11 protein-coding genes and 2 tRNA genes are annotated in these 13,603 nt (G+C 64.2%); 9 read left to right on the top strand and 4 right to left on the bottom strand.

The window, feature by feature from the left end; genetic code table 11:
* Positions 1 to 51 precede the first annotated feature (51 nt).
* Positions 52 to 666 carry a TetR/AcrR family transcriptional regulator gene (locus PYR64_RS13935; RefSeq protein ID WP_018776759.1) on the top strand — a complete coding sequence of 205 codons (615 nt, stop codon included), beginning with the start codon at positions 52 to 54 and terminating at the stop codon, positions 664 to 666.
* Between the two features lie 37 nt (positions 667 to 703).
* Here PYR64_RS13935 and PYR64_RS13930 read toward each other — a convergent pair whose 3' ends face one another.
* Positions 704 to 1,879, bottom strand: a complete 1,176-nt coding sequence (locus PYR64_RS13930; RefSeq protein WP_275775764.1) for an acyl-CoA dehydrogenase family protein — start codon at positions 1,877 to 1,879, stop codon at positions 704 to 706.
* Between the two features lie 132 nt (positions 1,880 to 2,011).
* Between PYR64_RS13930 and PYR64_RS13925 the strand changes: the two genes are divergently transcribed.
* Positions 2,012 to 3,370, top strand: coding sequence for a glycosyltransferase 87 family protein (locus PYR64_RS13925; protein ID WP_275775762.1), 1,359 nt, complete (start codon positions 2,012 to 2,014; stop codon positions 3,368 to 3,370).
* A gap of 74 nt (positions 3,371 to 3,444) precedes the next feature.
* Here PYR64_RS13925 and PYR64_RS13920 read toward each other — a convergent pair whose 3' ends face one another.
* The 3 genes from PYR64_RS13920 to PYR64_RS13910 are packed head-to-tail and all read right to left on the bottom strand — an operon-like array spanning position 3,445 to position 6,898.
* Positions 3,445 to 4,971 carry an APC family permease gene (locus PYR64_RS13920; protein WP_275775760.1) on the bottom strand — a complete coding sequence of 509 codons (1,527 nt, stop codon included), beginning with the start codon at positions 4,969 to 4,971 and terminating at the stop codon, positions 3,445 to 3,447.
* Positions 4,968 to 6,173: a glutathionylspermidine synthase family protein gene (locus PYR64_RS13915; RefSeq protein WP_018776755.1), complete on the bottom strand. Its 1,206-nt coding sequence runs from the start codon at positions 6,171 to 6,173 to the stop codon at positions 4,968 to 4,970. Before PYR64_RS13915 ends, PYR64_RS13920 begins: the two co-directional genes overlap by 4 nt.
* A gap of 2 nt (positions 6,174 to 6,175) precedes the next feature.
* On the bottom strand, positions 6,176 to 6,898 hold the full coding sequence (locus tag PYR64_RS13910; RefSeq protein WP_275775758.1) for a Tat pathway signal protein: 723 nt from the start codon (positions 6,896 to 6,898) through the stop codon (positions 6,176 to 6,178).
* Positions 6,899 to 7,050: 152 nt separating this feature from the next.
* Between PYR64_RS13910 and PYR64_RS13905 the strand changes: the two genes are divergently transcribed.
* The 7 genes from PYR64_RS13905 (at position 7,051) to PYR64_RS13875 (ending at position 13,591) form a co-directional block, all read left to right on the top strand.
* Positions 7,051 to 8,568, top strand: coding sequence for an ATP-binding protein (locus PYR64_RS13905; protein WP_275775755.1), 1,518 nt, complete (start codon positions 7,051 to 7,053; stop codon positions 8,566 to 8,568).
* Positions 8,565 to 9,239: a response regulator gene (locus PYR64_RS13900; protein ID WP_018776752.1), complete on the top strand. Its 675-nt coding sequence runs from the start codon at positions 8,565 to 8,567 to the stop codon at positions 9,237 to 9,239. Before PYR64_RS13905 ends, PYR64_RS13900 begins: the two co-directional genes overlap by 4 nt.
* Positions 9,240 to 9,271: 32 nt before the next feature.
* Positions 9,272 to 9,928, top strand: coding sequence for an MOSC domain-containing protein (locus tag PYR64_RS13895; RefSeq protein WP_275775753.1), 657 nt, complete (start codon positions 9,272 to 9,274; stop codon positions 9,926 to 9,928).
* Positions 9,929 to 10,309: 381 nt separating this feature from the next.
* Positions 10,310 to 12,496 (top strand): DEAD/DEAH box helicase, encoded by a 2,187-nt coding sequence (locus tag PYR64_RS13890; protein WP_079580800.1) that lies wholly within the window; start codon positions 10,310 to 10,312, stop codon positions 12,494 to 12,496.
* Between the two features lie 212 nt (positions 12,497 to 12,708).
* Positions 12,709 to 13,266, top strand: a complete 558-nt coding sequence (locus tag PYR64_RS13885) for a LysM domain-containing protein (protein WP_275775750.1) — start codon at positions 12,709 to 12,711, stop codon at positions 13,264 to 13,266.
* A 118-nt stretch (positions 13,267 to 13,384) separates the two neighbouring features.
* Positions 13,385 to 13,456: transfer RNA gene (locus PYR64_RS13880), tRNA-Thr, on the top strand.
* Positions 13,457 to 13,517: 61 nt separating this feature from the next.
* Positions 13,518 to 13,591 (top strand) — tRNA-Met (locus tag PYR64_RS13875).
* Positions 13,592 to 13,603 lie beyond the last annotated feature (12 nt).

Genomic DNA, 13,603 nt, shown 5'->3' with positions numbered 1-13,603 from the left:
GTGGTCACTCGAATTTCAAGAGGGGCCGGGATCCGCGTACACTGGCTAGCCATGACCACAAAGGACGTGGCCCGCGCAGCGAAGCGCGGCCCTTACGCGAAATCCGAGGAACGGCGCCAGACGATTCTGGACGCTGCGCATGCGGTGTTCGCTGCCCGTGGCTACCGCGGGGGATCGCTGCAGGACGTCGCGGACCGTGCAGGGATGAGCCAGACAAGCTTGCTGCACTATTTCCCGTCCAAGCGCGACCTCCTGATGTCCGTCCTGGAACGTCGGGACGAGATCACCAGTGGCGCTTTCCCCGACGACATGGAAGAGGGCTTGGCCGATTCCGTCATCCGGACGGCCCTCTACAACGAGGACATTCCCGGAGTGATCGAGCTTTATACGGTCCTCTGCGCCGAATCGGTCACGGATGAGCACCCTGGCCGGGACTACTTCACCGAGCGCTACGAGCGGTTGCGCGCAAGCTACGGCCGGCGGTTCGAGGAACTCGCAGCTGTTGGCAGGCTCCGCCCGGGCGTGGATCCGGACCAAGCTGCGACCTCCTTGGTGGCTCTCTGGGACGGACTCCAAACCCAATGGCTCCTTGCCCCGGACCAGGTGGACGTGGCCAAGGGCCTTCGCGGCTACCTGGAACTGGTGATCCTCCCGGAACCCAACTAGGGGTCAGCAGGCCAGTTGGGGCAGCCGCGTGGGCGGGTCAGCCGCGGAACGCCCCGATGCCCGTGATGTGTTGGCCCAGGATCAGGGTGTGGACCTCGTCCGTGCCCTCGTACGTTCTTACCGATTCCAGGTTGCTGGCGTGCCGAAGGGGCGAGTAGTCCAGTGTGACGCCGTTGCCGCCCAGGATGGTGCGGGCTTCGCGGGCGATCTTGATGGCTTCCCGGACATTGTTGAGCTTGCCCATGGAAATCTGCTGCGGCTGGAGCTGCCCGGCATCCTTCAACCGGCCGAGGTGAAGGGCCAGCATGGTGCCCTTCTGGATCTCCAGCAGCATGTTCACCAGCTTCTCCTGGGTGAGCTGATAGCCGGACAACGGTCGCCCGAACTGCAAACGGTCAGCGGCATAGGAAAGTGCGGCCTCGTAGGAATCACGCGCCGCCCCCATGGCGCCCCACGCGATTCCGTAGCGTGCCTCGTTCAAGCAGGAGAACGGGCCCCTCAGTCCCAGGGCACCCGGGAGGATTGCCGCCGGCCCCAGCCGGACGGCGTCGAACGTTACATCGCACTGAACGGACGCGCGCATGGAGAGCTTCGGCTCGATCGGCGTGGCGGTGACGCCGTCCGTCCCGGCTGGAACAAGGAAGCCGCGGATGCCGTCATCAGTCTTTGCCCACACCACCATCACATCGGCAATGGAGGCGAGGCCGATCCAGCGCTTGGCGCCGTGGAGAATCCAGCCCTCGGATGTCTCACGGGCCTCGGTGGTCATGGACGACGGATCGGATCCTGCCGTCGGTTCGGTCAGCGCGAAGCAGCCGATCAGTTCGCCCGCAGCCATCCGGGGGAGCCATTGCTCCTTCTGCTCCTCCGAGCCCCACTTGTGGATGGCGGTCATGGCGAGTGAACCCTGCACCGAGACGAAGGTCCGGATGCCGGAATCGCCGGCTTCCAGCTCCATGGCTGCCAAGCCATATTCGACGGCGGTCCGGCCGGGACAGCCGTAACCGTCCAGGTGCATGCCCAGGACGCCGAGCTCGCCCAGTTCAGGAGCGATCTCCCGGGGAAAGACCGCGTCTTCGTACCAGCGTGAGATGTTCGGGCGGATCCGCTGGCTGGTGTAATCGCGGACTTTATCGCGTAGGGCCAGCTCTTCATCCGAAAGCAAGGAGTCCAGGGCTAGGACGTCGGAGGTGTTCGTCGTTGAATCTCTCATTCCAGCATCGTAGGCGCCCGCACCTGCCGGAGCTCCACCCGCTTCAGCGGATGCCTGGAGGCCCTTCAGTAGGATGGGTGCGGGGGCGACGCACTTCCCCCATTGAGACTTTGCTATTTTGGGGGATTTTGTATGGCACTGCCCGACGTCGATCCAAGGGCCACAGCGGCCGCCTCGCGACCACAAAGAACTGCGCCGACGTCTTCGGTGCTGCTGCGACTGCTGCCCGTGGCGGCGGTGGTGTTTCCGGTGTGGATCATGCTCGCCGAATGGGCCAAACAGGGCCTGGACTTCAGCGTGTACTGGTTCGGCGGGAGCATCCTGAACCAGGCCGGTGCCTCACCCTCGGACCTTTATGGGCCAACCGTGGCGACGGCCGGTGGTCCGCAGCTTCCTTTCACCTACCCGCCCTTTGCCGCGCTGGTGTTTGGGTTGTTGGCCCGGTTGCCGCAATCCGTGGCCCTCAACCTTTTCAACGTTGCCGGTGTGGCCGTGGCCGGATGGGTGGCGGTCACGATTGTCCGTTACTGGTCATCCAAGACAGACCTCCGGGGCGCGCTCTCCTCCACGAAGGGCTGTTGGATTGCTGCAGCCCTCTTCCTTGCGATCCTCTTCCTGGGACCGTGGCGCGAGACGTTGGCCTTTGGCCAGATCAACATCCTGCTGATGGGCCTCATGGTGCTGGACTTGCTGGTGCTCTCCAGGCGCAGGGGTTCCCGGGCAAGCGGGTTCCTGGTGGGTGTCGCCGCAGGCATCAAGCTGACACCCCTGGTGTTCGGACTGTATTTCCTGATGCGCAAAGACTGGCGTGGCCTGGCGAACATGTCCCTGGGATTCGCCTTTACCGTCCTGCTTGGCTGGGTTGTGCGCCCGGCGGAGTCCTTGAAGTTCTGGTTGGAGATCCTGCCCGACACCTCCCGGATCGGCGGGGCCGGCTACGTGGACAACCTTTCCATCAAGGGTGCGCTGCTGCACTTCGGAGTACCCCAGGATGCCGTGACCTTGCCCTGGCTCGCCCTGAGCCTGGGCACGTTGGTGCTGGCGGCCTTCCTGATCAGGGCAGCGAGCCAACAGGGTGCCCGGGTCGTAGCCGTCTCCACGACAGCCCTGGCCATGCTCCTCATCAGCCCGGTTTCCTGGTCTCACCACTGGGTCTGGATGGCCGTGGTCCTGCCCGCGTTTGCCTGGACCATCAAGGACACCCCGGTGCGCCTGAAGGCCCAGCGGACGGTGATGTCAGCTGTTCTCGTTCTCGCCACCCTGGTGTTCTTCTTCTCGCCCAAGACCATCGGCACAATGCTCGGCGCCGCTGACCTGAACGTCCAGACGCCCGGTATGTGGATCATGGCCTCCAGCGCCGGCGTTTTCTGCGCCGTCGCCATCCTTGCGTGCTGGCTCGGGGCGCTGCGCCGGAACGCTATCCGCACTGACGAGGTGCCGGACGTTCCCACACGACTGCGGGAGTGGGCCGCAGCCCAAGTCCGCAACTGAGCAGCCCCAAGTCCGCAGCTGAGCTGCCCCGACTCCGCAGCTGAGCTGCCCCGACTCCGCAGTTGAGCTGCCCGCTACTCGCCGCGTACCACTCCGGCGTCGGCCCGCTCACCCGTGAAGTAAGCCCGGGTGGAGGGAGCGAAACGGCACACAATTGCCAGGACCACGCCGAGTGCCAGGAGCAGCACGCCGCTCACGAAAGCTCCGCCGATCCCGAAGATCTGCGTATCGCCGTACGCCGGGTCCCACATCTGGACCGCGGAGATGAAGAACGCCGCTGTGAGTGACAGCGCGCCCAGGAGTGGAAGGATGCCCCGGAACCAGAGATTGCGGGCGGAGTCCCGGAGTGTCGAGCGGAAGTACCAGACGCAGGAGAACCCGGACAGTGCGTAGTAGAAAGCGATGAACAGGCTGATGGCGCTGATGGAGTCGGAGAGCAGGTTCTCGCTCAGGAAGCTCATGGCCACGTAGTAGACCACGGCCACCGCGCCCATCACCTGGGTGGAGAAGCCCGGCGTCATGAAGCGCTCGTGGACCTTGCCGAAGCGTGCAGGGAGAGCACCGTGCACACCCATGGACAGTGTGCCGCGCGCCGTCGGCAGGATGGTGGTCTGCGTGGAGGACAGGACGGACGCCAGGACGGCGACGACTATCAGCCAGCCCCAGGGGCCGAGAACGACATCCTTCATGGCCAGGAAGACGTCGTCCTGGTTTGCTTCGTTGCCCAGTCCGATGCCCTCGGTTCCAATGGTCGCGTACATCATCACCAGCAGGGCGACGGAAACGTAGATCGCCACCAGCACGGAAGCAGAGATCACGGCACCGCGCCCGGGAGTCTTGGCCGGGTTCTCGGTTTCTTCGTTCAGGGCGAGGCAGGTGTCCCAACCCCAGTAAATGAACAACGCCAGCAAGGCGCCGTGGACCACGGCACCGGGATCGGCGAACGCCCCAGCGGGGTTGAACCATTCAAAGTCGAACGCCTGCCCTTCGGGCGCGCCGCCGGCGATCCGGAAAATGATCGCGACCGCGAAGATGCCCAGCGAGATGTACTGGATGTAAGTCAGTGTCCTCTGGACGTGTTCGCCCAGCCTGATGCCGCGGTGGTTCACGTAGGTCATGAACACGATGAACAGCACGCCGGTCGCGGTCACCAGCCACTTGTTCTCCGCCAATGAACCATCCCCCACCAGCAGCCAGAGGTACTTCCCGGCGATCTGGGCAAGATTTGCCAGCACCACGATCCCGGCAAGGGCCACGCCCCAACCTCCCAGCCAGCCGGCCCACGGACCAAACGCTTTGCGGGCCCAGAAGAACGTTGTTCCACAGTCCGGCATGGCGCTGTTGAGTTCACGGAAGGCATAGGCAATAAACAGGACGGGGATGAATCCGAGGACCAGGATCAACGGTGTGTAGTTCCCGTTGACAGCAACAATGAGGCCCAGCGTGGCCGCCAGCGAGTACACAGGCGCGGTGGACGCCAGGCCCAGCATGACGGAGTCACCCAGGTCCAGGATCCCTGCGTGGAGGCCTTTGGAAGGTACGACGGCGGTACGGTCGCCGCCCGCCGTGCCGCCACCCGGCGTCGAGGTTTCAGTGCTCATAGTGCAGCTCCATAGGAAGTAGCAGGGGGCGCGACAGGCGCGGGGGAGTCGATGGTGTTGGGAACAAAGCGGCAGAAGTAGTCCGTGATGGGCCCGTCCGACTCGCGGATTCCGCACCCTACAGACTCGCCGTCCACCACCCACAGGCCCAGGACCGGGTGGTTTCCGTCGTAGTCGGGGAGCGGATGGTACTGCTGGTAGCACCAGCCTTCCCTGCCATATCCGCCGGGCTGGGAGATGTCGATGCCGGGTGCATGGATCCGGATGTTGTCTCCCTCGCGTCCGTGAAGTGGCTTGGCCACCCATTCCTTCAGCGGTCCGGGGTCTCCCAGGTAGGCGGGCAAGAGGTTTTCATGGTTCGGGTAGAGGTGCCACAGGGCGGCCAGCAGGGCTTTGTTGGACAGCAGCATTTTCCATGCCGGTTCCACCCAGCGCGGGTTGTGGGCGCGCTGCAAAAGGCGGTGCCCGAAAGGCTCCTTCATCATCAGTTCCCACGGGTACAGCTTGAACATGGTGCTGATCATGAAATTGTCCAGGTCCACGAACCGGTTCAGGTTGGGATCCCAGCCGATGTCGGACATGTTGATGCCGATGGTGGTCCAGCCGCCCTGGCTGGCCACATCGCGCATGTAGGCAGCCGTCATCCAGTCCTCGCCGGACTCCTCGGCTTCGGAATGGGCAACATGCAGGGTGCTCATGCCGGTGCGGAACTGCAATTTCTTCCACTGCCGGATCAGGGCCTCGTGGATGCCGTTCCATTGGTCCTTCTCCGGGAAGACATCCTGCAACCAGAACCACTGGGCAACCGACGCTTCGATCAGTCCGGTGGGGGTGTCGGCGTTGTACTCCAGCATTTTCGCCGGGCCGCCTTTGCCGTCATAAATGAAGTCGAAGCGGCCGTAGATGTCCATGTCCCCGGCTTGGAGCGATTCGGCGGCAAGCTCCAGCGCCTGGCGGCCGATGCCGATGTCGCCCATGGCGCCGCTGGCAAGGTACTTCGCTGCCTCCAGGCACATGAGGTGCATGTCCTCGGCGGTCTTCTCGAGGGTTTCCACCTCGTCCATGGTGAACTCGTAGTAGGCCGATTCGTTCCAGTACTCGATCTTGCGGCCATCGGGCATGGTGGTGGTGGAGAAAACCAGGCCCTGTTCTTCGATCTTTTGCTTCCAGTCCGGCCTGGGCGCGGAGTGCAGTCGACGCACGCCTAGCCTCCCGAGCTTCCGCCGCTTTTGGAACTGCTGCCGAAGCCACCACGACTGACCGTGCCGCCCTTGGTGCTGTATCCCGTGGAGGACTTGGCTCCCTGGGGCACGGTCTTGGTGGCGGTCGGGTAGGAGCTGCGGTTCTGGCCGACGGCGGGCACACTGGCACCGCGCGAGTAGAAGTACCAGGCATAAACCCCGGAGCTCCGGCCTGCGGAGCTGCTGTTGTTGCACTGGTCATCGTCGACGCGCTCGCCGGTTTCTTCGTTGAAACAGACCTGGGCGTAGTCAGCTTCCTGCTCGTTGGAGGCGACGATGGCGGTGATGGTTCCAGCCAGCAGGGCCGTCACGCCCAAGCCCACCACGACGGTGCGGCGCTGGGAACGCTTCTTCTTCTTGGCTGCGGCGGCGGCATCACGTTCGCGTTCGCGTTCGAACGGGTCCACGACGGGGAGGGGTTGCCCCGGCTGGGGTTGGCCTGCTGCGCCGCTGGCAGCTGTTGCCCCGGCTGGTACCTTCTTGTTCCTCGCCGGCTTGTTCTTTGCCGGCTTTCCGCCCTCTTCCGGACCGTCTTCGACAGGGGTGAAGAGCTCAGGATGGAGTTCCGGCTTCGGTACCTGCCATGGCGGCGGCTTGGGAGGGTTGTTGGCCGCGTTGAAGGCATCGTTGTGGTCCCCGCCGCTGCCTTTGTTGCCGGCCGCGTCAGGGCTGTCTTTCGGGTCCATGTGTATCCCCCTGGATAGACCGTGGTGTGCCCGGCGCCACGCCGGGACCGGAATGCTCAGAGCAAGCCTAGTCCTTGCGAACGCCGCAGGCACTCACCCCGGCGGAAAGTGGGGAGAAGTACCCACCTTTGGAACCGTGTAAGGATGTAGCCATGGCGGGAACTGAGGCTCAGGGCAACGGCGATGACGGCGCGCTGCTGAGGTTTCCCACCGTGCGCGGTATCGGCCGTGGACGGGTAACGGCAGGACTGGTCCTGGCGCTTCTGTTGCCGCCCGCGGTGGAACTGGCGGTTACTGTCCTTAATTTCCGCAACTTCGCCATGATCATGCTTCTCCAACTGGCTGTGGCTGTAGCGGTAGCGGCCATTGGGGGTCTCTGGCCGGCCGTAGTGGCAGCGGTCCTGGGCAGCTTCCTCCTTAACTACTTCTCCGCAGACCCTGTTGGTTCGTTGTCCATTGCGGATCCCACCACGTTGTTCACCTTGGTCGTCTTCCTGGCCGTAGCCTGCGGAGTGGCCTTGGCCGTGGGCCTGGCCAGCCGCCGGGCGCAGGAAGCGGCAAGGTCAGGGGCGGAGGCCACGGCACTGAGTGAACTTGCCCTCCGGATACTGAGCTCGGATGGGAGCCTGGAGACCTTCCTGGAGAAAGTACGCGGCAATCTCGGCATGGATGCCGTGACGCTCCTCGGCTCGACGGCCACCGCCGCCCGAGGCGCCCCTGCCGAATGGCGCGTCCTCGCCAGCGCCGGCCCCAATCCGCCGGTGACGCATGCCGCTGCCGACCACGCCGCCGTCGTCGATCCGCATTACACGTTGCTGCTGCGCGGAGGGCCCTTGTCTCCGCAGCATCAGCGGATGCTGGTGGCGTTCGGCGCGTTCGTGGTGGCGGTGCGGGAGCGGCAGCAGTTGGTGAAGAGCAGGAGGGACAACATCCGGCTGTCCGAGGGCAACAAGATGAGGACGTCCATCCTCCGGGCGGTGTCCCACGATTTGAGGACTCCCTTGGCCGGAATCAAGCTCGCTGTCAGCAGTCTCCGGCAGGAGGATGTGACGTTTCCCCGGGAAGTCGAGCGGGAGCTGTTGGAGACCATCGAGGATTATGCGGACCGCCTGGACCACCTGGTGGACAACCTCCTGGACATGTCCCGCATTACTGCCGACGCAGTAAATCCATTGTTGAGCGGGATTTTATGGGCGGATGTGCTGCCGGACGCGTTGCGGGGCGTGCCGCACGAGCGGCTGCGCAACGAACTGCCACCCAACCTGCCGCCCGTCCAGGCGGACGCAGGGATGCTGGAGCGGGTTGTCGCCAATATTGTGGAGAACGCCATGAAGTACGCCCCCGACTCGGATGTAGTGCTGACGGCCAGGACCGGCGAGGGCATCACCCTGGGGGAGCAGCCCGCCAGCGAACTGCGGATCACGGATCACGGGAAGGGTGTGGGCCACGAGGAGGTCCTCACCATGTTCCAGCCGTTCCAGCGCTTTGGTGATTCGTCTACGGGCGCGCCCGTGGGAGGAACAGGGACCGGCGGCGGAATCGGTTTGGGGCTTGCCGTGGCGAAGGGCTTCAGCGAGGCCATGGGCGGCAGGCTCGCGGCGGAGCCGACGCCGGGTGGCGGCTTGACCATGGTTGTCACCTTGCCGCTGTGGGCAGGTGATCCGCTGTGACGCTGGTGTTGATCGTTGAGGACGAGGCCCGCATTGCCCGGGCCATGCAGGTCACCCTCCAAGCCCACGGATACCAGGCCCTGACAGTGGGCAACGGAGCCGACGCGCTAAGTGCGGCCGCGAAGCATCCGGTCAACATCGTGGTGCTGGACCTTGGCTTGCCGGACATCGATGGCGTGGAGATCATCCGCCGCATCCGCGGCTGGAGCAGCATGCCCATTATCGTTTTGTCGGCCCGGCACGCTTCGGAGGACAAAGTGGAGGCGCTCGACGCCGGTGCGGACGACTACGTGACCAAGCCCTTCGGTTTGGATGAGCTTCTTGCCCGGCTCCGGGTGGCGTCGCGTCGTGTGGTCACCGGGGCCGAAGAGCCAACGTTGGCCACCGCCGATTTCGTGGTGGACCTGGCCGGCAAGCGGATAGTGAAGGACGGGGCCGAAGTCCGGCTGACCCCCACTGAGTGGAACATCCTCGAGCTGCTGGTCCGGAACAAGGGCAAGCTGGTCAGCCAGCAGCAGATCCTCACCCAGGTCTGGGGGCAGGCCTATGCCAAGGAAACCCAGTATCTGCGGGTCTACATCGCCCAGCTGAGGCGCAAGCTGGAACGGGACCCCGCTGAACCCCGCCACCTGCATACGGAAGCGGGGATGGGCTACCGTTTTGATCCTTAATCCCCTGCCCGCCCATCCGTAGACTGGTGCCCATGAACACCGCTTCCGTCCTTGCCGTTTGCCGCGTCCATCAACTGCTTCCCGATCCCCTGGGAAGCGTGGGCGTCACCGCCATCGACAAACGTCCCATCGAGGGACCGGTCAAGGTCCACAAGCTGGGTATCCATGGGGACGTGCAGGCCAGCCGTCTGCATCACGGTGGGGAAGACCAGGCCATTTACGCCTATTCGCAGGAGGACGCCGATTACTGGTCCGGCGAGTTGCAGCGGGACCTTCCCGCGGGAATCTTTGGCGAGAACCTGCGTGTATCCGGCATTGAGACCACGGGTGCTGTGATCGGCGAAAGGTGGAAGGTCGGACTGGATGTGGAACTTGAAGTGACCTCTCCCCGGACACCCTGCGCCACCTTCCAGCGCGTTTTGGGGGAACCAAAGTGGGTCAAGCGCTTTTCCGAGGCCGGGCGGGTGGGCACCTACCTGCGGGTGGTCAAGACGGGAAGCATCTCAGCGGGGGACCATATCCACCGCACGTTCATTCCCAAGCACGGAATCACCGTTGGCCAGTGGTTCAGCGATCCGACTCCGGAACTGGTCCAGACCCTGCTTGATGCGGAGGCGGACGGGGAGATCCGTTTGCAGGAGGATTACCGCCCCGAGTTCGAAAAAGTGCTGCGGAGGAGCGGACTTTAGCAGCTCCGGATGCCGGGTGTGAACAAGCTCACCCGGCCATCGCGGGTTCTTAAGTCGCGGTGGGGCCACCCTGTGCCCTACACTTGGAATATCCCCCACTCCGGAAATCCCTTTATCCTGCCCAATTCTTGAGGCAGGACTGGTAAGTGTTGGGGCCCGCAAATGTGTGCGGGCATTTTCATAGGGAGAGCCGGCTAAAGAAAACGCTGTACAGACTGCTGGGATAGCAGCCAAGAGATGCAGCGGGAAGTCCTGCCATGGGATTGCGATAGCGCCGGACTTCTTGCGAAAGCAGGGCACCTTGCCTGCTTTTGCGACGAGTAATGCGGCCAAGCCCAACCGGGCCGCGCCGACTGCCCTATGGATGAGGAATTTCCCCCTATGACCGAAAATCTCAACGAAAACTTCGACGCACGGAACACCGACTCCGCTGAAACAGCAGAGGTCACCGCACCCGCCGAAGCTGAAGCACCGGCTGCTGCCGCTGCCCCCGTCGAGACTGCCGCAGCTGAGTCTGCAGCCCCCGCCTTCACCGAAGCTCCTGCCCCCAAGGCAGAAGAGACCGAAGCTCCTGCCCCCAAGGCAGAAGAAGAGGAAGAAGAAGGCGTTAAGTTCGTCGATCTTGGTATCGATGGCCGCGTTCTGGCCGCCCTGCAGGATGTCGGCTACGAAAAGCCGTCCCCCATCCAGGCAGCCACCATCCCCCTGCTGCTTGAAGGCCGCGACGTCGTCGGTCTCGCCCAGACCGGTACCGGCAAGACCGCAGCTTTCGCTGTTCCTGCCCTTTCCCGCCTGGCCGAACTCCACGACCTCAACGGCCCGTCCCGCAAGACCCAGGCCCTGGTCCTGGCTCCTACGCGTGAACTGGCCCTGCAGGTTGCCGAGGCGTTCACTTCCTACGCCAAACACATTGATGACTTCACGGTCCTCCCGGTGTACGGTGGCTCGGCTTACGGCCCCCAGCTCGCCGGCCTGCGCCGCGGTGCCCAGGTTGTTGTCGGTACCCCCGGCCGCGTGATCGACCACATCGCCAAGGGTTCGCTGGACCTCTCCGAGCTTCAGTACCTTGTTCTTGACGAAGCTGACGAAATGCTGCGCATGGGCTTCGCCGATGACGTGGAGCAGATCTTCCAGCAGACCCCGGAGAGCCGCCAGGTTGCCCTGTTCTCTGCCACCATGCCGGGCCAGATCCGTCGCATGTCCAAGCAGTACCTGAACAACCCTGCCGAAATCTCCGTGAAGTCGAAGACCACCACGGGTGCCAACACCAAGCAGCGTTACCTCCAGGTCATGGGCCCGCACAAGCTGGACGCCCTGACCCGCATCCTTGAGGTTGAAGACTTCGACGGCGTCATCGCCTTCGTGCGCACCAAGATGGCTACCGAGGACCTCGCCGACAAGCTGAAGTCCCGTGGCTTCCAGGCTGCCGCCATCAACGGCGACATCCCGCAGCAGCAGCGCGAACGCACTGTTGACGCGCTCAAGGAAGGCCGTATCGACATCCTGGTGGCTACCGACGTCGCGGCCCGTGGCCTTGACGTTGAGCGCATCAGCCACGTCATCAACTACGACATCCCCCACGACACCGAGTCCTACGTGCACCGCATCGGCCGCACCGGCCGTGCAGGCCGTTCCGGTGACGCGATCCTCTTCATGACGCCGCGTGAGAAGTACTTGCTGCGTTCCATCGAAAAGGCCACCCGCCAGCCGGTGGAGCAGATGCACCTGCCGACCGCGGAGACCGTGAACACGCTTCGCCTGGGCAAGTTCGCCGAGCGCATCACCGAGACGCTCGCGTCCGAGGATGTTGCTGCGTTCCGCGACCTCATCGCCTCCTACGAGGAAGAGCACAACGTTCCGGCTTCGGAGATCGCAGCCGCCCTGGCCGTCATGGCGCAGGGTGGACAGCCCTTGCTGGTCAAGGAACTGCCCGCAGCTCCGGAGTACCAGAAGCGCGAGCGCTCCAAGGACGGCTTCGGTTCCCGTGGCCCGACCCGTGCGCTCACCGAGGGCAACGCAACCTACCGGATCGCCGTCGGACGCCGCCAGCGCGTCATGCCGGGCTCCATCGTGGGTGCCATTGCCAACGAAGGCGGCATTTCCTCCGCACAGATCGGTGGCATCGACATCCGCTCGGACCACTCCCTGGTGGAGCTCCCGGCAGACCTGAGCCCCGAGCAGTTGCGCGCACTGTCCCGCACCCGCATTGGTGGCGAGCTGATCCACCTTGAGCTGGACAACGGCCGCAGGCCCAACAGCGAGCGTGGCGGCTACTCCGGTGGCGGACGCGGCGGCTACGGCGACCGTGAAAACCGCGGAGGCGGCAACTTCAAGGGCAACGGCGGATTCAAGAAGGAATTCCGCAAGTCCGACGGCGAGCGTTCCTCCGCTGACCGTGGCGGCCGCTCCTACAGCGACCGCACCGAGCGCACGGCAGGCAGCTACGGCGACCGTGACCGCGGCCAGGCCAGCGGCTCACGCTTCGGTGGTCACGGTGACGGTGCCCGCAAGCCCCGCACGGGTGGCGAAGGCAGCAACCGCGACTTCAACCGCAAGGGCAAGTGGTAAACACCAGCCCGGTAGTAAACATTAGGTAGTTCCCTTCAGGGGGCCGGCTTTCGAGCCGGCCCCCTGAGGCATTTAACGGGCCAGTCCCGGTCTTGTTCGCCCGACCCTTCGCGTTGTGCAGCGGCATATCGGGCAGGACCGGGTTCCGCCCGGCTGACACCGGCCGTACGATCGAGGCACAGACCGAACCGCGCAGAACAGGGGAGTGCTCCATGGGATTGCTGGATAAATTGAAGAAGAACCTTGGCTTCGGGGACAAGGAACACGCGGACCGAGGCCAGCCGGCCCCAGGACATAGGGACACAGAGCACGACGACAGGCAACACACGGACAGCGTTCCTGTGGACAGCGTCGCTGCCGGGCCCCAGGAGGACCAGACTGCCGTGACCCAGGCCGCGGAGGACGCCGCCGCCGTCGAGGTTTCAGCATCGGACACTGCCGCAGCCGAAGCCGCGGCAGCCCAAGCTGCGCAGCAGCAGGCAGCAGCGGACGCTGCAGCCGCAGAGGAGGCCTCGCAGGAGGGACTGGAACCCAATGCCCCGGAAGTGCAGCCACAGGCGCAGGAGGCGGCCGCTGAGGCCGCAGCAGGGACAGGACAGCCCGGGCCGGTGGCGCCGCGTGTCATCGAAGTCGTGGTGGAGCAGGGGGACACCATGAGCGGGATCGCTGCGCAGTTCGGAGTGGACCTTGGTGCCTTGATCGCAAGCAATGCGGACACGGTGCCCAATCCCGACCAGATCTACCCGGGCCAAGTGCTGCGCCTGCCCTGATTTTCTCCGTTTGTAGATCAGCAAAAGTGCGTCTTTGCAAATTGTGTCGACGCCGTTTTTCCCCGTCGATTCGCCGATTTGTAGCTTCTGAAAACGTCCGGTAGAGTATTTACTCGTTGCCCCCCTAGCTCAGTGGTAGAGCGCGTTCTTGGTAAGAACGAGGTCACCGGATCGATTCCGGTGGGGGGCTCTGGATGAGGGCCTGTGTCAAGGCGGTTTTGACCGGCTTGACACAGGTTTTTCTCATTCGTGGCGGTGTAGCTCAGTTGGTTAGAGCGCACGACTCATAATCGTGAGGTCGGGAGATCGAGCCTCCCCACCGCTACAGAGCAAGACC

This window comes from Paenarthrobacter sp. Y-19, from assembly GCF_029223985.1.
GTDB classification, from domain to species: Bacteria; Actinomycetota; Actinomycetes; order Actinomycetales; family Micrococcaceae; genus Arthrobacter; species Arthrobacter nicotinovorans.
The sequence above is the reverse complement of the archived record's forward strand: the minus strand, read 5'-3'. Positions and strand labels throughout refer to the sequence as shown.